This window comes from Kineosporia rhizophila (assembly GCF_021277265.1).
GTDB classification, from domain to species: Bacteria; Actinomycetota; Actinomycetes; order Actinomycetales; family Kineosporiaceae; genus Kineosporia; species Kineosporia rhizophila.
In genome coordinates this window covers 142,541-162,262 of the sequence record NZ_JAJSOH010000017.1, presented here as the reverse complement: position 1 = coordinate 162,262, position 19,722 = coordinate 142,541, and the positions used below count along the sequence as shown (strand labels likewise).

Genomic DNA, 19,722 nt, shown 5'->3' with positions numbered 1-19,722 from the left:
CTCAATCCACCCATCCGAAGACGACGCTGTACGGAACGATCAGGAAGCCGAGCGCGATGGCCACCGCGACCACGCTCGAGAGGGTGCGCAGGGAGGCCGTGGTGGCACGGTTCCAGCCCAGGGTGTTCGCGGCGCTCCAGAGGCCGTGCCAGATGTGCATGCACAGGGCACCCATGGCCAGCGTGTAGAAGACGACGTTGTACCACTCGTGGAAGCTGGCGGTGACCCGCGCGTAGGGCTCCTTGGAGTCGCTCGGGTTCACCGTCCCGAAGGTCATGTCGAGCAGGTGGTAGACGATGAACAGGGCCAGGGTGACGCCGCCCCAGCGCATCAGCGTGGTGGCGTAACCGCCCTTGCGCCGGGCCTGGTACTTCACCGGCCGGGCCTTCGCGTCGTGCCGGGTCAGCGTGATCGCCGCCCAGAAGTGCGCGACCAGCGCCACGATCAGGCCGATCCGCATGATCCAGAGGAACCAGGACTCGTGCAGGGCCGGCTCGCCGAGGGTGCGCAGCCAGTGCGCGTACTCGTTGAACTCCGGCGCCCCGAAGAAGACCTTCAGGTTCCCGATCATGTGCGCGACGACGAACCCGAGCATGGCCAGTCCGGAGACCGCCATGATCATCTTCCGCCCGATGGTCGAGCGGTGCAGGCTGCCGAATCCCGTCACTCGCGGGTTCTTGCTCAGCGTCTCTACCACGCGGGAAAGGTATTCCCTAGAGGCTGATTAGGTCCAAGAGATGAAGCGTTGGATCTCGATAGGGAGAACCTATGAACCTGGTTACGCTGTGCTCGTGCAACTACAGCAGCTCGTGTATTTCCTCACTGTCGCGGAAACCAAGCACTTCACCCGGGCGGCCCAGCTCCTCGAGATCGCCCAGCCCTCGCTGTCGCAACAGATCCGGGCGTTGGAAGCATCACTCGGCACGGATCTTTTCGACCGGGTGCGCGGCAACATCACGCTTACCCCGGCGGGCGAGGCGTTACTCCCGATCGCCCAGCGGATCACCGCCGATGTGGAGACCGCGCAGCAGGAGGTGCGCGAGCTGATCGAACTGCGCAGCGGGCGGGTGCGCCTGGGCGCCACCCCGAGTCTGCTCACCGGTCTGGTGCCGGAGGTGGCCAGGCGTTATCGCCGCCGCTACCCCGCGATCCGGCTGGTGCTGGAGGAGAGCGGCTCCCGCGACCTGGTGGCCAAGACCGCCTCCGGGCTGATCGATCTGGCGTTGCTCGTACTTCCACTGCACTCCGACGACCCGGCGCTGGAGACCGTGCCCCTGCTGCGGGAAGACCTGGTGGTCGTTTCGTCTCCCCGCGAGCCGGCTCCCACCGACGGGCGTCCGATTGCCATCGCACAGCTGCGCGGACGTCCTTTGGTGATGTTCCGCAACGGGTACGAACTGCGCGACGTAACCGTGGGCGCCTGCCGTAGAGCGGGTTTTGCCCCGTCACTCGCTGTGGAGGGCGGAGAGATGGACGCGGTGCTGAGCATGGTCGAGGCGGGGCTGGGACTGGCGGTGGTACCCAGCACAGTTGTCGCCGGGCGGTCCACCCACCGGGTCACACCCATTGCCGCTCCGGGTCTGTCGCGCACGATCGGTCTGGCCCACCGCCGGGGCGCTCAGCCCTCCCGGGCAGCGCAGGAACTACGCGCAGAACTTCTGGGCTACCTGGGCAGCGCTTCCGTTGATGGCACGCTCCCGCCCGGTACCGAGCTCATCGCCCCCTCAACCACAAACTAGGGACGTTTGTGAGACTCAGGCTCACAAACGTCCCTAGTTGGTTCGGGCTTTTGGTCAGAGGGAACCCTTGGTGCTGGGGATACCCGTGACGCGGGGGTCGGGCTCGACCGCAACGCGCAACGCGCGGGCCAGCGCCTTGAACTGCGCCTCCACGATGTGGTGCGGGTCGCGACCGCCCATCACCCGGATGTGCATGGCGATGGCCGCGTGGTGCGAGATGGTCTCGAACACGTGCCGGGTCAGCGAACCGATGTAGGTACCGCCGATCAGCACGAACTGCTGCCCCTCGGGCTCCCCCGTGTGCACGCAGTACGGCCGGCCGGACACGTCGACCACGGCCTGCACCAGCGCCTCGTCGAGCGGCACCATCGCATCGCCGAAGCGGCGGATCCCGGCCTTGTCGCCCAGCGCGATCTTCAGCGCGTCGCCCAGCACGATCGCCGTGTCCTCGACCGTGTGGTGCGCGTCGATGTGCAGGTCCCCGGTGGACTGCACGGACAGGTCGATCAGCGAGTGCTTGGCCAGGCTGTTCAGCATGTGGTCGTAGAAACCCACCCCGGTGGAGATCTCTGCCTTGCCGGTGCCGTCCAGGTCCAGTTCGACGACGACGCTGGACTCCTTCGTCGTCCGTTCGATCCGGGCGGTGCGGGACATCGGTTCTCCTCGGGGCGTGCGTCGGGTGGGTCTTCTCGAAAACCTAATGGGGGACGTCCGCGGGCACCCAACCGGGGAACCGGCACCGAGGTGCCGTACCCCGGTCGGCGCGCACCGACGTCTGCAATTTGTTCTAGGCAGGGAGCGGGACGTCGAGCAGGGAGTCGGCGAGAGCGTCCAGGAACGTCGTGGTCTCCCCCTCCGTGCCCGCGGTCACCCGGAGGAAGCCGGGCAGACCGTTGTCGCGGATCAGTACCCCCCGCGAGAGCAGCGAGCGCCACACCGCCTTCTCATCGGCGAAACCACCAACCAGAACGAAGTTGGCGTCGCTGGGGGCCGGCTTCAGGCCGAGCTCCTGGGTGGCGGTGACGATCCGGTCGCGCTGGGCCTTGATCGCCTCGACCGTGTCCAGCAGCACGTCGGAGTGCCAGAGCGCGGCGCGGGCGGCGGCCTGGGTGAGCGAGGAGAGGTGGTAGGGCAGGCGCACCAGGCGGATCGCGTCCTGCACCGCCGGGTGCGCGGCGGAGTAGCCGAGGCGGGCTCCGGCCAGGGCGAACGCCTTGCTCATGGTGCGGGTGACGACCAGCCGCTCACGACCGGGCAGCAGCGTCAGGGCACTCGGGGTGCCCGGACGGGCGAACTCGGCGTAGGCCTCGTCGACGATCACGATGCCGTCGGTGGCGTCGTACGCGGCCCGCACCACCTCGAGGTCGAGCGCCGTGCCGGTGGGGTTGTTGGGCGAGCAGAGGAACGTGACGTGCGGGCGGTGCTGCTCGATCTGCGCCACGGTCTGCTCGACGTGCAGGTCGAACTGGTTCGGGTCGTCGGCCGCCTGACCGGGCCGGCCGCGGTGGCCGTCGATCCAGGTGGCGCCGGTGCCGGTGGCGATGATCGAGTGCATCGAGTAGCTGGGTGAGAACCCGAGCACCCGGCGGCCGGCCCCGCCGAAGGCCTGCAGCAGCTGCTGGAGCACCTCGTTGGAGCCGTTGGCGGCCCAGAGCTGGTCGCGTTCCAGGTCGTGGCCGAGGTAGTTGGCCAGGTCCTCGCGCAGTTCGGTGAACTCGCGGTCGGGATAGCGGTTCAGGTGGCGGGCCTGCTTACGGACGGCGTCGAGGATCGCGGCGACCACCTCACCGGGAACGTCGTAACTGTTCTCGTTGGTGTTCAGCCGGACCGGGACCTCGAGCTGCGGCGCGCCGTACGGGGTGAGACCGCGCAGGTCGTCACGCAGGGGCAGGCGGGCGAGGACCTCGTCCCGGGAGTCGTTGCTCACGGGCGGGAGTCTACTGACCTCTTTCGTTCCCCCCTCCGGTCGCCCGAGGTCGGACTCCGGGTCGCGCTTGGTGCACACTCTGGCTCCACGTTGCCGCTGATACCCCAGTGGCCTGGCATGATCCGCAGGGTCGCGCGGAACCTATCGAGACAGGAGGGTGGGTCGTGGACGAAGTCGGCGCCGGCCGGATCACCGTGCTCGCGGCCGCGTGGGCGCTGCGACGCCCGCGGCAGGCGGCCGCCCTCCAGCGAATGACCGGCGAGGATCGGACCGAGGCCTACCTGTTGTCGCGGGTGCTTACCCAGGATGAGGCTGCCGAACTCACCGCGCTCGGCTGGACCCCGGCCGATCTGCGGCGCCTGGTGCGGTTCGAGCGTCCCCGGTTGCTGGTGCCCAACCCCGTGGCGATCACCGAGGAGAACCCGGACCCGGACGCCTGGGAGCGCCGCTGGTATCCCCCGCCGACCCGGCCCGACCTACCCCGGCGCAATGAGCTGCCCTTCGGCGAACTGGTTGCCTGGGCGCGGATCCGCCCCAGCGACCGGGCGTGGCTGACCGGGGTCACCAGCACCGAACTGCGCTGGCTCGGCCTCCCCAGCATCATGAAGGTTCTGGAGCCGTACCTGACCTCCCCGCTGGGGATCGATCCCGGCACCGCGTTCCCGCAGGCCCGCCGCTACGTGCCGTTCACCTTGTTCGAGACCGCGGTGCGCGCCCGGGGCGGGGTCGACCCGAGCATGTTCCGGGAGCGGATCGACTCGGTGCTGAGCAGCCGCTGGATCCATGAGGTGCCGGAATGGGAGACCGCAGGCTGGATCTCGCACCCCGCCCAGGCTCCGCTGCTGTTCGCTCGGTACGAAGAGGGGGACCACGACCCGAGCACCCGTTGGGAACGCTGGCGAGCGGTTGCCCGCCTGGCCGGGCCGGAGGGCATTCACCCGGCCGACTGGTGGGCGGCCGGCTTCTCCCCTGAGGAGGCGCTGCGGGCGTACGAGAAGAACCGGGTGCCAGACCGTTCGACGCTGGCGGCGATGACCGTGGTCCGGGGCAAGACGCCACGCTGAACAAAAGGTTTCGCCCTGGGTAACAATGGTTTTTTTCCGGTGGGAGGTGTCCGGGTGAGCGAGACCGCGGGACGGCCGTTGCGCGCCGACGCCCGGCGCAACCGGGAACGGTTGCTGCAGGCCGCGGTTCAGGCCTTCAGCCGGGAGGGGCCCGAGGCCTCCCTGGAGGGCATCGCCAAGGATGCGGGCGTGGGCATCGGTACGCTGTACCGGCACTTCCCGAGCCGCGACGAGCTGGTCGAGGCGGCGTACCGCAACGAGCTGGCCAAGTTGTGCGACGCGGCCGAGGACCTGCTGGCCGCCCTGCCCACCGACCAGGCGCTGCGCCGCTGGATGGACCGGTTCTTCGACTACATGAGCACCAAGCGGGAGATGGCCGAGGCGCTGCGGGCAGTCGTCGCCTCCGGGCGCAATCCCTACGCCACCAGCCGTGACCGGATGACGGCGGCGGTGCGGCGGCTGCTCGAGGCCGGGGCCGCGGCGGGCACGCTGCGCAGCGACGTGCGGCCGGAGGACGTGCTGCTCTCGATCAGCGCGATCACCATGGCCGCAGCCGCGCCGGAGCAGCGTGAGCAGGCCGGGCGGGTGCTCGACCTGCTGATGGACGGGCTACGGCTGGGTCAGCGCGCCTAATTTCTTGACCGTGTTCCAGTTGCGGGTGGTGACGGGTGCGCTCTTGACCTTGCCCACGGCGATCGAGAGCTTGCTGTCGGCGAAGCCGTTGGGCAGGCGCAGGTACAGCTCGGTGCCGTGGGCGATGAGCTCGTCCGGTTCCTGGGCAGCTGGAAGCTGGGCCGGGGGCACGGGTCGGTGCATGAAAACCACCGCGTGCCGGGCCCCGTCCTCGTCGGCCGTGGGAAAGGGATTGGCCTGGATGATCGCGGCGAGTTCGGCGCCGGTGCGGGCGAACACGTCGGTGGTCAGGCCCAGCTGCTGCTGAAGCCGGCTCTCGAGTTCCTGGGCGACCTCGGCCGGGTCCCGGTCGGTGCTGACCACGGCCTGACCGCTGGCCATCAGCGTCTTGACCTCGGTGTGCCCGAGTTCGGTGAGCAGCGCCCGCAGATCCGCCATCGGCAGCCTGCGGGCCCCGCCCAGGTTGACGCCGCGCAGCAGCAGGGCCACCCGCATCAGAACCTCGCGGTGACGGCTTCGCCGTGGGCCGGCAGGTCCTCGGCGTTGGCCAGGGCGACCACGTGCCCGGCCACCCCCTCGAGCGCCGCCCGGTCGTAGCTGACCACGTGGATCCCCCGCAGGAACGACTGCACGCTGAGGCCGCTGGAGAAGCAGGCACAGCCCCCGGTCGGCAGCACGTGGTTCGAGCCGGCGCAGTAGTCGCCCAGGCTGACCGGCGAATAGGCACCGACGAAGATCGCCCCGGCGTTGCGGACCCGGGCGGCCACCGCGTCGGCGTCGCGGGTCTGGATCTCCAGGTGCTCGGCGGCGTAGGCGTCGACCACCTTCAGGCCCTGATCGACGTCGTCGACCAGGACGATCGCCGACTGCGGCCCGGACAGCGCGGTGGTGACCCGCTCGGTGTGCTTGGTGGCCGCCACCCGCCGGGCGACCGCCTCCTCCACCTGCGCGGCCAGCTCGGTGGAGTCGGTGACCAGGACCGCGGCGGCCAGCGGGTCGTGCTCGGCCTGGCTGATCAGGTCGCTGGCCACGTGCTCGGGATCGGCGCTGTCGTCGGCCAGCACGGCGATCTCGGTGGGACCGGCCTCGGAGTCGATCCCGATCACCCCGAGCAGCAGCCGCTTGGCCGCGGTGACGTAGATGTTGCCCGGACCGGTGACCAGGTCGGTGGGCTCGCAGATCCAGGTGCCGGCGGCGTCTTTCGCCCCGTAGGCGAACATCGCCACGGCCTGGGCCCCGCCGACCGCGTAGACCTCGTCGATGCCGAGCAGGGCACAGGCGGCCAGGATGGTGGGGTTGGGCAGACCCTCGAAACCGGCCGGGTTGTCGCGCTGCGCCGGGCTGGTGACGGCAATGCCGGGAACGCCGGCCTCCTGCGCCGGAACCACGTTCATCACCACGCTGCTGGGGTAGACGGCCCGGCCGCCGGGCACGTAGAGACCCACCCGGTCGACCGGCACCCAGCGCTCGGTGACCGTGCCCCCGTCGACGACCTTGGTGGTGGTGTCGTGGCGGCGCTGGTCGGCGTGCACCAGGCGGGCCCGGCGGATCGACTCGTCCAGGCCGGCCCGCACCTCGGGGTCGAGCTGGGCCAGCGCCCGGGTGAGGGCCTCGGCCGGCACCCGGACCGAGTCCAGCCGCACGCCGTCGAACTTCTCGCTCAGCTCGACCAGGGCGGCCACACCGTGCTCGCGCACCTGCTCGACGATCGGGCGGACGACGGCGAGCGCCTGCTCCACGTCCAGCTCGGCGCGGGGCACCACGGCCCTCAGGTCACGGGAGGTCAGCTGCTGGCCACGCAGGTCAAGTCGGCGGATCACGGCGGTCAGTCTAAGTGCGTCCCATCGGCCCGGGACGCGGAGGCTGCATGTTTGACTAGTTTGGTCCCGTGGCGACCCGGCTTCCTCTCTTTCCACTCAGCACCGTTCTGGTGCCGGGTCTGGTACTGCCGCTGCACATCTTCGAGCAGCGCTACCGGTTGCTGATCGCCGCGCTGCTCGACCTGCCCGAGGGCGCGCCGCGGCACTTCGGCGTGGTGGCCACCCGGCCCGGCGGCGACCCGGAGACCCTGGAGGGCCTGTACCCGGTGGGCTGCACGGCGCAGATCCGCGAGGTGACGCCGTACGACGACGGTCGCTACGACCTGGTCACGGTGGGCCAGATGCGGTTCTCGCTGCAGGGGCTGGACGCCGCCGCCGAGACTCCGTACCACACGGGCCTGGTCGACTTCATCGGGGAACCGGACGGCCCCGGTGACATCGATGCCGCCGCCGAGCTGGTGGGCCTGCGCTTCGCTGCCTACCGCGACCGGCTGCGGGTGGAGCAGTCCGGGGTGCCGACCGAGCCCCGGGTGCTGTCGTACCTGGTGGCCGCGGCGGCCGTGCTGGAGCTGCCGGAACGCCAGGCCCTGCTGGAGGCGCCGACCACGCACGACCGGCTCACCGCCGAGTTGTCGCTGCTGCGGCGGGAGATCGGGCTGCTGAACGCGTTCAACTCGCTGCCGGCGGTGGAGCTGCTGAAAGAGCCTCCGACCCCGAACTGATCTCCGTACGCCAGAATCACCGGCGTGGCGAAGAAGAAGGATGCAGGTGCGTCGACCCCGGCGGTGAAGCTGCTGACCGGGGCAGGGGTGCCGTTCACCGTGCACACGTTCGAGGCGGAGGACCGCAGCCGGGCCTCGTCCGCACCGCGGGTCTCGTTCGGGTCCGAGGCCGCCGGTGCGCTCGGGGTGGAGGAGTCCCGGGTGTTCAAGACGCTGCTCGCCGACATCGACGGCGGGCTGTGGGTGGCGGTGGTGCCGGTGACCGGGCAGCTCGACCTCAAGGCGCTGGCCGCGGCGGCGGGCGGGAAGAAGGCGGCGATGGCCGACCCGGCGGCGGCCGAGCGCAGCAGCGGCTACGTGGTGGGTGGGATCAGTCCGCTCGGGCAGCGCAAGGCCCTGCCCACGGTGGTCGACGCCTCGGCCCTGGAGCATCCGACCGTGTTCGTCAGCGGCGGTCGGCGAGGGCTGGACCTGGAGCTGGCGCCGGACGACCTGGTGCGCCTGACCCGCGCCCGGACGGCTCCGATCGGACGGGCTGAGTAGTTCCTGGTTTCTCGTCGCACAGGTCGGGACGGGCCTGTGTAGTCACTGGATTCTCGCCGCCCAGGACAGCACGGGCCTGCGCAGTCACTGGATTCCCGCCGCCCAGGACAGCACGAGCCTGCGCAGTCACCGGACTCCCGCCGCCCAGGACGGCACGGGCCTGCGTAGCTACTGGTTCTCGTCGCGCAGGTCGGGGCGGGCGGCCAGTTCCAGCCGGCGCGACGTCCAGGGCAGGATCGCCCCGACCATGATCACGACCGCGGTGGTGGCGGGCCAGATGAACGCCGAGCCGATGGTGCGCAGCGGCAGTTCCGGGTTGTCCAGCTGGTCGCCGAGCTGCCAGGCGATCACCGCGCCGAGGGTGCAGGTGGCGATCAGGGCCAGCACCCTGCGCACCGGCGTGCGCCCGGGCCAGATCAGCGGGTAGACACCGGTCAGCACACCCGCGACCAGCCCGAGCCCGGCCAGGGTGCCGTCGACCGAGGCCTGCACCTCCTGCTCGTCGCCCAGGTGCTGGGCCGAGGGCAGGACAGCGCGCCAGAGCACGGCGATCAGCACACCCAGCAGCAGCGGGACTACCAGGCTGACCGTCTCACCGGCCAGGACCCGCCGCCCCCCGCCGGGCCCAGCACTCCTACCCCCAGCACTCCTACCCCCGGCGCGCCTGCGACCGGGCGCGCGGGCAGGGGTGTGGGCGGAGGGCTGCTGCCCCCAGGCGTCTGCCCCTAGGTCCGGTCCGGCTGGTCCGGCTGGTCCGGAATCTGGGGTCTGATCGAACGTGCTCATCGGGCGCCAACCCTAACGTCACACGCTCGAACCGTGACTCCCGGTCCACCCGGCCGGGCGCCCCGCCCGGGGCGTCCGACCGGTTCGTGGTCAGCTTCTTCTCAGGAGGCCAGGCAGCTCGGACCGAGCAGCGCCTTCAGGTCGCCGAACAGCGCGGGCGACGGGGTCACCCGCAGCCGGTCGTCGAGCCGCATGGTGGTCTGCCGCCCCGGCTGCACCAGTTTCAGGTGCACCTCCGTGGAGCCGGAATGGTTCACCAGCACGTCTTTCAGCTTCTCCACGGTGGGCGGGGTGCAGCGACTGACCGGCATCGACAGCACCACCGGGCCGTTCGAGCTGACCGTCAGGTCGGGGATGGTGAGTTCCTGCGCGTAGATCGTGGGCACGTCGTCACGCCGGTTGACCCGGCCCTTCACCACGACCACCAGGTCCTCGGCGAGCACGTGCAGCACCGTCTGGTAGGTCTGCGGGAAGAACAGCACCTCGATCGCGCCGCCCAGGTCCTCCACCGTGGCGATGGCCCAGGGGTTGCCGTTCTTGGTGAGCTTGCGCTGCAGCGAGCTGATCATGCCCGCGATCACCACGGTGGCCCCGTCGGGCCGCCCGTCGTCGCCGGTGAGCTGGGAGATCGTGCAGTCGGCGGACTTGGCCAGGATGTGCTCGACACCGAACAACGGGTGGTCGGACACGTACAGCCCGAGCATCTCCCGCTCCGAGGCCAGCAGGACCGACTTCTCCCACTCCCCCTCGGGCACCGGAGGCACCATCGAAAGCTGCGGGCCCGAGTCGTCGTCCGTCATCAGGGCCCCGAACAGCGAGTCCTGACCGTTGGCCTCCTGCCGCTTGTCCGAGACCACCGCCTCCACCGCCTGCTCGTGCACCGCGACCAGGCCCTTGCGGGTGTGGCCGAGGGTGTCGAACGCGCCGCCCTTGATCAGCGACTCGATGGTGCGCTTGTTGCAGACCACCAGCGGCACCTTGCGCAGGAAGTCCTCGAAGGAGGTGAAGCGGCCCTTCTCCTCCCGGGCCGCCACGATCGCCTCGACCACGTTCGCCCCGACGTTGCGGATGGCGGTCAGGCCGAAGCGGATGTCCTCGCCGACGGCGGTGAAGTTGGCGCTGGACTCGTTCACGTCCGGCGGCAGCACCTTGATGCCCAGGTGCCGGCACTCGTTCAGGTACAGCGCCGACTTGTCCTTGTCGTCGCGGACACTGGTGAGCACCGCGGCCATGTACTCGGGCTGGTAGTTGGCCTTGAGATAGGCCGTCCAGTAGCTGACCACGCCGTAGGCGGCCGAGTGGGCCTTGTTGAAGGCGTAGTCGGAGAACGGGACCAGCACGTCCCACAGGGTCTTGATCGCCTCGGCGCTGAACCCGTTGTCGAGCATGCCCTTCTCGAAGCCGACGTACTCGGCGTCGAGCACCTCACGCTTCTTCTTGCCCATGGCCCGGCGCAGCAGGTCGGCCTTGCCCAGCGAGTACCCGGCCAGCTGCTGGGCGATCGCCATGACCTGCTCCTGGTACACGATCAGGCCGTAGGTGGTGCCCAGGATCGGTTCCAGGGCCTCGGCCAGCGAGTCGTGCGGGTAGCTGATCTCCTGCTGCTTGTTCTTGCGCAGGGCGTAGTTGGTGTGCGAGTTGGCCCCCATCGGGCCGGGCCGGTAGAGCGCGCCGACGGCCGAGATGTCCTCGAAGTTGTCGGGGCGCATCAGGCGCAGCAGCGAGCGCATCGGGCCGCCGTCGAACTGGAACACGCCCAGCGTGTCACCGCGCTGCAGCAGCTCGTACGTCTTGGGGTCGGTCAGCTCCAGCGACTCCAGCTCCACCGGCTCCTTGCCGTTGAGCACGATGTTCTGCAGCGCGTCGTCGAGGATGGTCAGGTTGCGCAGACCCAGGAAGTCCATCTTGACCAGACCCAGGTTCTCGCAGGTCGGGTAGTCGAACTGGGTGATGATCGCGCCGTCCTGCTCGCGGCGCATGATCGGGATGTGGTCGATCAGCGGCTCGCTGGACATGATCACGCCGGCCGCGTGCACACCCCACTGCCGCTTCAGGCCCTCCAGCCCCCGGGCCGTCTCGACCACCTTGGCCACGTCCGGGTCCTGCGCGTGGAGCTGCCGGAACTCCTCGGCCTCCTTGTAGCGCGGGTGCTTGTCGTCGAAGATCCCGTAGAGCGGGATGTCCTTGCCCATCACCGCCGGGGGCATCGCCTTGGTCATCCGCTCACCGAGGGAGAACGGGTAGCCCAGCACACGGCCCGCGTCCTTCAGGGCCTGCTTGGCCTTGATCGTGCCGTAGGTGACGATCTGCGCGACCCGGTCCTCGCCGTACTTGTCGGTGACGTAGCGGATCACCTCACCGCGCCGGCGCTCGTCGAAGTCGACGTCGAAGTCGGGCATCGACATACGCTCGGGGTTGAGGAACCGCTCGAAGATCAGGCCGTGCTGCAGCGGGTCGAGGTCGGTGATCTTCATGGCGTAGGCGGCCATCGACCCGGCTCCCGAACCACGGCCCGGGCCGACCCGGATGCCGTTGTCCTTGGACCAGTTGATGAAGTCGGCCACCACCAGGAAGTAGCCGGCGTAGCCCTTGCTGGTGACCACCTCGCACTCGTAGTTGGCCTGCTTCTGCACCTCGTCCGGGATACCGCCCGGGTAGCGGTGCATCAGCCCGGTCTGGACCTCCTTGATGAACCAGGACTGCTCGTCCTCGCCCTCGGGCACCGGGTAGCGCGGCATCAGCGAGCCGACCGACTCGGTGAAGGAGATGTCGCAGCGCTCGGCGATCTCCAGGGTGTTGTTGCAGGCGTCCGGCAGCTCCGACCACAGCTCGCGCATCTCCTGCGGCGACTTGAGGTAGAACTCGTCGGCGTCGAACTTGAAGCGCTTGGGGTCGGCCAGGGTGGAGCCGGACTGCACGCACAGCAGCACCGCGTGCGCCTTCGCGTCCTCCGGCTTGGTGTAGTGCAGGTCGTTGGTGGCCACCAGCGGCAGGTTGAGCTCGCGGGCCAGCTTGACCAGGTCCTGCTGGATGCGGCGCTCGATGCCGAGCCCGTGGTCCATGACCTCGCAGTAGTAGTTGCCCTCGCCGAACACGTCGCGCCACTCGGCGGCGGCCGCCACCGCCTCCTTGTACTGGCCGAGCCGGAGCCGGGTCTGCACCTCGCCGGACGGGCAGCCGGTGGTCGCGATCAGGCCCTCGTGGTACTTCGAGAGGATCTCGCGGTCCATCCGGGGCTTGTAGAACATTCCCTCCATGCTGGCCAGCGAGGCCAGCCGGAACAGGTTGTGCATGCCGGTGTTGTTCTCGGACCACAGCGTCATGTGCGTGTAGGCACCGGTACCCGAGACGTCGTCGCCGCCGCCGTCGCCCCAGCGGACGCGGGTGCGGTCCTTCCGGTTGGTGCCCGGGGTGACGTAGGCCTCGACCCCGATGATCGGCTTCACGCCGTGCTTCTTGGCCTTCTTCCAGAACTCGTAGGCGCCGAACACGAACCCGTGGTCGGTGGTGGCGACCGCGGGCATGCCCATGCGGGCGGCCTCGGAGAAGAGGTCGTCGATCTTCGCCGCCCCGTCGAGCATCGAGTACTCGGTGTGGTTGTGCAGGTGGACGAAGGAATCGGACGGGCCGGGCACGGGGCGCCTCCAAGCGGTCGGCCGGGCGCCACGAGAGAACTCCCGGGCACAGCGGCTGGTCGGGGACCAGGACGGACACCAGCACTGCGACCGGGAAGGGGCACCCGCCGCCGAGGCGGCCGGTGAGGTCTGGTGCGGGTGGATCGGCAGTCAGTCTAAGTGCCGGGTCCGACAGAATCCGGCAGACCCGGACGACGGGCCCGGTGGACCCGGCGTGTTGAGCACGGATCCGTGACCCGGGCCCGTCCTCGGCCGAACGGCCGAGGACGAAGGGCGTCGATCACGGGCGAAGGGGCCCGGGCTCAGCCCTGGTCGCGCAACCGCTCCAGGGCGACGGCCAGGTCTTCGGGGTAGTTGCTGGCGAACTCCGCCCACTCCCCCGAGCCCGGGTGCTCGAAGCCCAGCTTCACCGCGTGCAGCCACTGCCGGCTCAGTCCGAGCCGGGCCGACAGGGTCGGGTCCGAGCCGTACATCGGGTCGCCCACGCAGGGGTGGCGCAGGGTGGAGAAGTGCACCCGGATCTGGTGCGTGCGCCCGGTCTCCAGGTGCACCTCGACCAGCGAGGCGGCCCGGAAGGCCTCGACCGTCTCGTAGTGGGTGATGCTCGGCTTGCCCCCGGTCACCACCGCCCACTTGTAGTCCTGCCGCGGATGCCGGCCGATCGGCGCGTCGATGGTGCCGCGCAACGGGTCGGGGTGGCCCTGGACCACGGCGTGGTACGTCTTCTCGACCGTGCGGTCGCGGAAGGCCTGCTTCAGCACCGAGTACGCGTACTCGCTCTTGGCCACCACCATCAGGCCGCTGGTGCCGGCGTCGAGCCGGTGCACGATGCCCTGGCGCTCCGGCGCCCCGGAGGTGGCGATGGAGTAACCCGCGGCGGCCAGTCCCTGCGTCACGGTCGGGCCCGTCCAGCCGGGGCTGGGATGGGCAGCCACGCCGACCGGCTTGTCGATGACCACCAGGTCGTCGTCGTCGTGCACGATCCGCATGCCCGGCACCGGCTCCGGCGGGGGCAGCTCGTCCTGCTCGGGCCCGGGCAGCGTGATCTCCAGCCAGGCCCCGGCCCGCAGCCGCTCGGACTTGCCCACGGCCGTGCCGTCGAGCATCACCGCCCCGTCGGTGGCCAGGTCGGCGACGGCGTTACGGGAAAGGCCGAACAACCGGGCCAGTCCCGCGTCCAGCCGTTCCCCGGCCAGGCCGTCGGGAACCGGCATCGAGCGCACCTCAGGCATCGTCGCTCTTCTCGGTGCCCTCGTCCGCCGAGCCGTCCGCCGGCTTGTCCGAGGTGACCCGCTGCCCGTCCAGGCCGATACCGATCACGCTGAGCACCGCGATCAGCACCGCCGCGCAGGTGATGGCGCAGTCGGCCAGATTGAAGATCGGCCAGTTCGGCAGCTCGAGGAAGTCCACCACGTGCCCGCGGAACACCCCCGGCGAACGGAAGATCCGGTCGGTCAGGTTGCCCACCGCGCCGCCCAGGAGCAGGCCCAGGGCGATCGCCCAGCCCCAGTGCCCCAGGGTGCGGGACATCCGGATGATGAAGATCGCCACCGCGACCGCCACCACCGAGAAGATCCAGGTGGCTCCGGTGGCCAGCGAGAACGCGGCCCCCGGGTTGCGGATCAGGTAGAAGCCGAACACGTCGCCGAGGACGTCGACCCGGCCGCGGCCGGTCAGCTCCTGCACCGCGATGTACTTGGTGAGCTGGTCCAGCCCGAGGACGACCAGGGCGATCAGTGGCACGGCGGCGGAGTAGGCCCGGCGGCGGGCCGACGGCGCGGGCGGGCCACCGGCGTCCTGCGAGGACACCGGCGTCTGGGTGGGCGGGGTGGGCTCAGTCATCGTCCTCATAGGGTGCCATGACTGGCATGCACCTCCGCACCTACCGCCGTTCCTGCCGCTGCTTGCACGAAACGCACAGCGCCGCCCGGGGGAAGGCCTCCAGCCGCGGGAGCGCGATCGGCTCACCACAGCTCTCGCACACGCCGTAGGTGCCCGCGTCGATCCGCCCGATCGCCTCCTCGGTAGCCAGGATCGCCTCGTCCACCCGGGTCAGCAGCGCCTGCTCGTGCTCCCGCTCGAAGGTCTTGCCGCTGGAGTCGGCCGGGTCGTCACCGGAACCGGCCTGACTGTCGCGGATCACCTCGGCCAGACCGGCCAGCACCGCCTCCCGCTCTCCCCGCAGCCGCACCAGCTCGGTGTTCAGCTCGGCCCGGATGCCCTCGAAGGCACCCTCGGTGGTCGTGGTGGCAGCACTCTTGCGGTCGGTCCGTGGCACGTCGAGGTCCCCCCTACACAGCGCGCAGCGGCGCCAGGTCACGCGAGACCTGGCGACGCTGCGCAAAACGGCTGACGGCAGATTCAGACAAGTCTGAACCCGCCGAGCCGGACTGGCTAGCCGCCCGGGCTAGCCAATGTTCAGTTCTGGCCGCCGAAGGGGTACTGGGCCGGGGCGTCGGAACCCGAGTCGTAGCCACCCCGCGTCGGCAGGGGCGCTCCGTACGGAGCAGCACCGACACCGGCCGGCTGGGACTGCGGCTGCTGCGGGCCCCGGGTGGGCACGACGGCGGCCTTGGACTCCAGCTCACGCAGCTGGCCCTCGAGGTAGGACTTCAGGCGGCTGCGGTACTCGCGCTCGAAGGCGCGCAGCTCGTCGATCTTGCGCTCGAGCAGCGAACGCTCCTGCTCCAGCGAACCGAGGGTCTGACGCTGCTTCTCCTCGGCCTCACGGATGAGCCGGGTGGAGTGCTCGCGCGCCTCGCCGACGATGCGGTCGCGGGTCTGCTCACCGTTGCGCACGTACTCGTCGTGCAGCTTCTGGGCCAGGGCCAGCATGCCGGCCGCGGCCTCGGGGCCCTGCGAGGACGACTCCATGACGGCGGGCACCCGGACCGGCTCCGGCACGACCGCGGCCACCGGCTGCGGAACGGGCGGCGGGGGCGGGGTCGGCATCGGAGCGGGGGCCGGCTCCGGCGCCGACTCGCGGGCGACGTTGGCGCGGGACAGCTCGCCGACGCGTCGCTCGCACGAGCTCAGCTTGCCGCGCAGCTCCTCGTTCTCCTCACCGAGGCGACGGAGTTCGTTGACGACCTCGTCCAGGAAGTCGTCAACCTCGTCCTGGTCGTAGCCCTCACGGAACTTCGTCGCCTGGAAGCGCTTGTTAACAACGTCTTCGGGCGTCAACGCCATCTGGTCACCTCGCGTTGGTCACTCAATCGGAAGTGCGGAGCCGCTGCTACGCCACCGTACCGGAAGCTGACGCTACACAAGGTCGGGGTAGAAGACCACTTCTGGAGCAACGGACCGTCACGTGTCACGCACACTCTGTCACCCAAAGGTGCGGCATACGCCCATTGGGTCTACGGGCGCAGCACCTGCATCAGGATGCTCACTATGAGGAACAACACGATGAAGGCCAGGTCCAGCTGGATCGCCCCGATGCGCAGCGGCGGGAGCAGCCGGCGCAGGGCCTTCAGCGGCGGGTCGGTGCCCGAGTAGATGCCCTCGGCGATCACCAGCACCACGCCCCGGGGGCGCCAGTCGCGGGCGAAGACCTGGATCCAGTCGATCACCAGCCGGCCGATCAGGATGATGAAGAACAGGAAGACGACGTAATAGAGCAGGTACCTGATCACGTCCACGACGGTTACGACTCCGCTTGCACTCAGATTCGGAACGGTCCGGCCCGGGCCGCTTCACGCGGTGCGGGCCGGCCGCAGGGGGACGGCTGCAGTCGAACGGCGTTCACGGTAGCGAACCGGGCATCGATGTATCCGCCCGGATCGCCTAGGATGATCCATGTTGCCCGCCCACCCGGCCGGATCGGCCGGATTCTGGTGGCAACCGTCGTCCTTCTGCATCAGCCGGTACAACGCACCGGCCCGCCGTGCGGTGCCCACCCTCGCCCGTCCGGCTCTACGAAGCTGAGCGCAGCGGTACGAACAGGCACACGGCTCACCCGCCGGAGCACGAACTGCCCCTGAGGGCAGCAGCGTCCAGATCCGGGCGCACCTGATCGCCCAGGCACACGTCATGAGGAGCACCCGCGCCCGCCACCAGCAGGTGCTACGGGAGTGCAGGAGAAGCCGAACCGGCCCGGACCTCGAGTCCGGACCGGTTCAGGACTGGTTGAAGAAGGCCGAGCGCTCGGCCGGCCGGACCTTCTCCGGGGTCGCCACCTCGACGTTCGCCGGTGACAGGAGGAAGACCTTGCCGGTCACCTTCTCGATCGACCCGTGGAGACCGAAGACCAGACCGGCGGAGAAGTCGACCAGACGCTTGGCGTCGGAGTCGTCCATGTCCGTCAGGTTCATGATCACCGGAGTGCCGGAGCGGAAGCTCTCGCCGATGGTCTTGGCCTCGTTGTAGGTCCGGGGATGGATCGTGGTGATCCGGTGGATCTCGGCCGAGGGGTGCGCGACCACCCGGGCGATGTTCCCCGTCCCCTGGGCGCGGCCGATCGGGGTGACCGGGGCCCGGCGGGGCTCTTCGCGCTCTTCTTCGTCGTCCACGACCGGATCGAAGTCCTCGTCCTCGTACTCGTCGTACGCCGAGTAGCGGTCGTCGTCCTCGGCAAGGCCCAGGTACACCATGGTCTTGCGCAGTGCGCCGCTCATCGAAACCTCCGCATGTTCGCTCACCCTGCGACGAAGCTACCCGAGGGGCGGCCTCTGACCGAGGACCGCGCTTCCGACACGCAGATGAGTTGCTCCGTGACGCAGCGCTTGCACAAAATCCCCGCTCATGCCACCCGAAATGGCAGCCGCTCCCGGGTGCTTGTTCTGTAGATGCAGCGAGGAGCGCAAAAGTTCAGAAAAGGCCCGATCTGGGTCCCACGTCACAGGCGCCACGGCCATCAGGCCCGCTAACTCAAGGTGATCGGCCCCGACGATCTCGTCGGCCAGCGCCGCCACGTCCGCGGCCACCACACCACCACGGGCCGGGTCGCCGTCCAGACTCAGCTGGATGAAACAGCTCACCTTGTGACCGGCCTCGCCCGCGCCGCGTTCCAGGCCCGGAATCAGCGAAGGGCGGTCCACCGAGTGCACGACGCGCGCGTACCGGCCGACCGCCCGGGCCTTGTTGCTCTGCAACCGGCCGATGAAGTGCCAGGTCAGATCCAGGTCGGCCAGCTCGCCGACCTTGGCCGAGGCCTCCTGGTCGCGGCTCTCGCCGACGTCCCGGACCCCGAGACCGGCCAGCTGCCTGACATCGCTGGCCGGGTACGTCTTGGTGACGACGACGAGTGTCACCTCCGCGGGGTCACGCCCCGCCTCCGCACACGCCGCCGCCACCTGCGCCTGGACCTTCGAGAGCCCGGCGCTCAGTTCTTCTTCGCGATGCACCCGCGAAAGTTACTTGAGGAAGTCCGGCACGTCGAGGTCGTCGTCGTCGAGCACGATCGGCCGGGGAGTACGGGCCGGACGGGGGTCGTTGACCTCGATGACCCGCGGCGGGGTCGGCGTCGGGTCCTTCGGCAGTTCGGTGTAGGTGTTCTGCTCACCGGTGCCCTGCTCGGCGTGCTGCCGCCAGCTCTCCGGCTCCGGCTCGACCGGCGCCGGCGGGTTCAGCGGGGTGGGCTGGGCATACCCGTGCGATCCCGACTGCGCGTACCCGTTGCTGTTCAGCTGCGCGCTGACGGCGGGGATCGGCACCGGCGCGGTGACCGGCTGCTGCTGCGGGATCGGCCCGGCCGACTGCTGCGCGTGCTGGCCGTACTGGTTCTGCTGGGCACTGGCCGGAAGCGGGGTGGCCGCCTGCACGTGGGCCGGACGCGCCTGACTGGACGAGGGCGGTAACTGCTGCCGCCCGCTGACCTGGCCGAGCGCGTTCTGGTCGGCCCGCTTCACCGGGCTGCCGCCGTCGAAGCCGGCCGCGATCACGGTGACCCGGACCTCGTCGCCGAGGGCGTCGTCGATCACCGCACCGAAGATGATGTTGGCCTCCGGGTGGGCGGCCTCCTGGACCAGCCGTGCGGCCTCGTTGATCTCGAAGAGACCCAGGTCGGAGCCACCCTGGATGGACAGCAGCACCCCGTGGGCACCGTCGACGCTGGCTTCCAGCAGCGGCGAGGAGATCGCCGTCTCGGCGGCCTGGATCGCCCGGTCCTCACCCCGCGCCGAGCCGATCCCCATCAGCGCCGAGCCGGCGCCCTGCATCACCGACTTCACGTCGGCGAAGTCGAGGTTGATCAGGCCCGGGGTGGTGATCAGGTCGGTGATGCCCTGGACACCGGACAGCAGCACCTGGTCGGCCGAGCGGAAGGCGTCGAGCACGCTGACGTGGCGGTCGCTGATCGACAGCAGCCGGTCGTTCGGGATGGTGATGAGGGTGTCGACCTCTTCGCGCAGGGAGGTGATCCCCGAGTCGGCCTGGGTCGAGCGGCGCCGGCCCTCGAAGGTGAACGGCCGGGTGACCACACCGATGGTGAGGGCGCCGAGCGACCGGGCGATCCGGGCGACCACGGGCGCGCCACCGGTTCCGGTGCCACCGCCCTCGCCGGCGGTCACGAAGACCATGTCGGCGCCCTTGATCACTTCTTCGATCTCTTCGGCGTGGTCCTCGGCGGCCTTGCGGCCGACCTCCGGATCGGCGCCGGCGCCGAGGCCGCGGGTGAGCTCGCGGCCGACGTCGAGCTTCACGTCGGCGTCGCTCATCAGCAGCGCCTGGGCGTCGGTGTTGATCGCGATGAACTCGACGCCCTTGAGTCCGACCTCGATCATCCGGTTGACTGCGTTGACGCCGCCGCCACCGATACCTACAACCTTGATGACCGCGAGGTAGTTCTGCGGAGCTGCCACGTCGGGGTGCCTCTCGCTCGCCGGATCCTTAGATCCTAACCCTCAACTGGAGG

Annotated in this window: 20 protein-coding genes; 5 read left to right on the top strand and 15 right to left on the bottom strand. The window is 69.8% G+C overall.

Annotation, left to right across the window (positions count from 1 at the left end; genetic code table 11):
• Nucleotide 1 precedes the first annotated feature (1 nt).
• Nucleotides 2–697, bottom strand: coding sequence for a succinate dehydrogenase cytochrome b subunit (locus LWF15_RS23090; RefSeq protein ID WP_232812994.1), 696 nt, complete (start codon nucleotides 695–697; stop codon nucleotides 2–4).
• Between the two features lie 94 nt (nucleotides 698–791).
• Between LWF15_RS23090 and LWF15_RS23085 the strand changes: the two genes are divergently transcribed.
• Nucleotides 792–1,739, top strand: coding sequence for a LysR family transcriptional regulator (locus LWF15_RS23085; protein WP_232812993.1), 948 nt, complete (start codon nucleotides 792–794; stop codon nucleotides 1,737–1,739).
• A 54-nt stretch (nucleotides 1,740–1,793) separates the two neighbouring features.
• Here LWF15_RS23085 and hisB read toward each other — a convergent pair whose 3' ends face one another.
• Entirely contained in the window at nucleotides 1,794–2,393 is a 600-nt protein-coding gene (gene hisB, locus LWF15_RS23080; protein ID WP_232812992.1) for an imidazoleglycerol-phosphate dehydratase HisB, read from the bottom strand.
• A 133-nt stretch (nucleotides 2,394–2,526) separates the two neighbouring features.
• A complete protein-coding gene (locus LWF15_RS23075; protein WP_232812991.1) occupies nucleotides 2,527–3,666 on the bottom strand; it encodes a histidinol-phosphate transaminase in 1,140 nt (379 codons plus the stop codon).
• A 164-nt stretch (nucleotides 3,667–3,830) separates the two neighbouring features.
• Here LWF15_RS23075 and LWF15_RS23070 point away from each other — a divergent pair, with 164 nt between their 5' ends.
• Together LWF15_RS23070 and LWF15_RS23065 are read left to right on the top strand one after the other, a co-directional pair.
• The gene (locus LWF15_RS23070) at nucleotides 3,831–4,730 is read left to right on the top strand and encodes a hypothetical protein (RefSeq protein WP_232812990.1); all 900 of its coding nucleotides are present in this window, start codon (nucleotides 3,831–3,833) and stop codon (nucleotides 4,728–4,730) included.
• A gap of 54 nt (nucleotides 4,731–4,784) precedes the next feature.
• Nucleotides 4,785–5,363: a TetR/AcrR family transcriptional regulator gene (locus tag LWF15_RS23065; protein WP_232812989.1), complete on the top strand. Its 579-nt coding sequence runs from the start codon at nucleotides 4,785–4,787 to the stop codon at nucleotides 5,361–5,363.
• Here the strand turns inward: LWF15_RS23065 and LWF15_RS23060 are convergent.
• Both LWF15_RS23060 and hisD read right to left on the bottom strand, forming a co-directional pair.
• Complete coding sequence (locus LWF15_RS23060; RefSeq protein WP_232812988.1) at nucleotides 5,340–5,858, bottom strand: DUF1697 domain-containing protein; 519 nt, start codon at nucleotides 5,856–5,858, stop codon at nucleotides 5,340–5,342. The genes LWF15_RS23065 and LWF15_RS23060 overlap by 24 nt on opposite strands.
• Nucleotides 5,858–7,183, bottom strand: a complete 1,326-nt coding sequence (gene hisD, locus LWF15_RS23055) for a histidinol dehydrogenase (protein WP_232812987.1) — start codon at nucleotides 7,181–7,183, stop codon at nucleotides 5,858–5,860. Before hisD ends, LWF15_RS23060 begins: the two co-directional genes overlap by 1 nt.
• 68 nt (nucleotides 7,184–7,251) lie before the next feature.
• Between hisD and LWF15_RS23050 the strand changes: the two genes are divergently transcribed.
• Together LWF15_RS23050 and ybaK are read left to right on the top strand one after the other, a co-directional pair.
• Nucleotides 7,252–7,905 (top strand): LON peptidase substrate-binding domain-containing protein, encoded by a 654-nt coding sequence (locus LWF15_RS23050; RefSeq protein WP_232812986.1) that lies wholly within the window; start codon nucleotides 7,252–7,254, stop codon nucleotides 7,903–7,905.
• 24 nt (nucleotides 7,906–7,929) lie between these two features.
• Complete coding sequence (gene ybaK, locus LWF15_RS23045) at nucleotides 7,930–8,448, top strand: Cys-tRNA(Pro) deacylase (protein ID WP_232812985.1); 519 nt, start codon at nucleotides 7,930–7,932, stop codon at nucleotides 8,446–8,448.
• 168 nt (nucleotides 8,449–8,616) lie between these two features.
• Here the strand turns inward: ybaK and LWF15_RS23040 are convergent, their stop codons facing one another.
• The 10 genes from LWF15_RS23040 to ftsZ form a co-directional block, all read right to left on the bottom strand.
• Nucleotides 8,617–9,234 carry a hypothetical protein gene (locus LWF15_RS23040; RefSeq protein ID WP_232812984.1) on the bottom strand — a complete coding sequence of 206 codons (618 nt, stop codon included), beginning with the start codon at nucleotides 9,232–9,234 and terminating at the stop codon, nucleotides 8,617–8,619.
• Between the two features lie 101 nt (nucleotides 9,235–9,335).
• A complete protein-coding gene (gene dnaE, locus LWF15_RS23035; protein ID WP_232812983.1) occupies nucleotides 9,336–12,869 on the bottom strand; it encodes a DNA polymerase III subunit alpha in 3,534 nt (1,177 codons plus the stop codon).
• A gap of 302 nt (nucleotides 12,870–13,171) precedes the next feature.
• Nucleotides 13,172–14,101, bottom strand: coding sequence for an RluA family pseudouridine synthase (locus LWF15_RS23030; protein WP_232812982.1), 930 nt, complete (start codon nucleotides 14,099–14,101; stop codon nucleotides 13,172–13,174).
• A complete protein-coding gene (gene lspA / locus LWF15_RS23025) occupies nucleotides 14,094–14,711 on the bottom strand; it encodes a signal peptidase II (RefSeq protein ID WP_232812981.1) in 618 nt (205 codons plus the stop codon). The genes LWF15_RS23030 and lspA overlap by 8 nt, the downstream gene beginning before the upstream one ends.
• 40 nt (nucleotides 14,712–14,751) lie before the next feature.
• Nucleotides 14,752–15,147 (bottom strand): TraR/DksA family transcriptional regulator, encoded by a 396-nt coding sequence (locus LWF15_RS23020; RefSeq protein WP_232812980.1) that lies wholly within the window; start codon nucleotides 15,145–15,147, stop codon nucleotides 14,752–14,754.
• A gap of 140 nt (nucleotides 15,148–15,287) precedes the next feature.
• Nucleotides 15,288–16,058, bottom strand: a complete 771-nt coding sequence (locus LWF15_RS23015) for a DivIVA domain-containing protein (protein ID WP_232812979.1) — start codon at nucleotides 16,056–16,058, stop codon at nucleotides 15,288–15,290.
• Between the two features lie 170 nt (nucleotides 16,059–16,228).
• Nucleotides 16,229–16,510 (bottom strand): YggT family protein, encoded by a 282-nt coding sequence (locus LWF15_RS23010; RefSeq protein ID WP_231440701.1) that lies wholly within the window; start codon nucleotides 16,508–16,510, stop codon nucleotides 16,229–16,231.
• A 477-nt stretch (nucleotides 16,511–16,987) separates the two neighbouring features.
• Nucleotides 16,988–17,485 (bottom strand): cell division protein SepF, encoded by a 498-nt coding sequence (locus LWF15_RS23005; protein ID WP_232812977.1) that lies wholly within the window; start codon nucleotides 17,483–17,485, stop codon nucleotides 16,988–16,990.
• A gap of 36 nt (nucleotides 17,486–17,521) precedes the next feature.
• Nucleotides 17,522–18,214 carry a YggS family pyridoxal phosphate-dependent enzyme gene (locus LWF15_RS23000; RefSeq protein ID WP_232812976.1) on the bottom strand — a complete coding sequence of 231 codons (693 nt, stop codon included), beginning with the start codon at nucleotides 18,212–18,214 and terminating at the stop codon, nucleotides 17,522–17,524.
• A 9-nt stretch (nucleotides 18,215–18,223) separates the two neighbouring features.
• Nucleotides 18,224–19,669, bottom strand: coding sequence for a cell division protein FtsZ (gene ftsZ / locus LWF15_RS22995; protein ID WP_232812975.1), 1,446 nt, complete (start codon nucleotides 19,667–19,669; stop codon nucleotides 18,224–18,226).
• Nucleotides 19,670–19,722 lie beyond the last annotated feature (53 nt).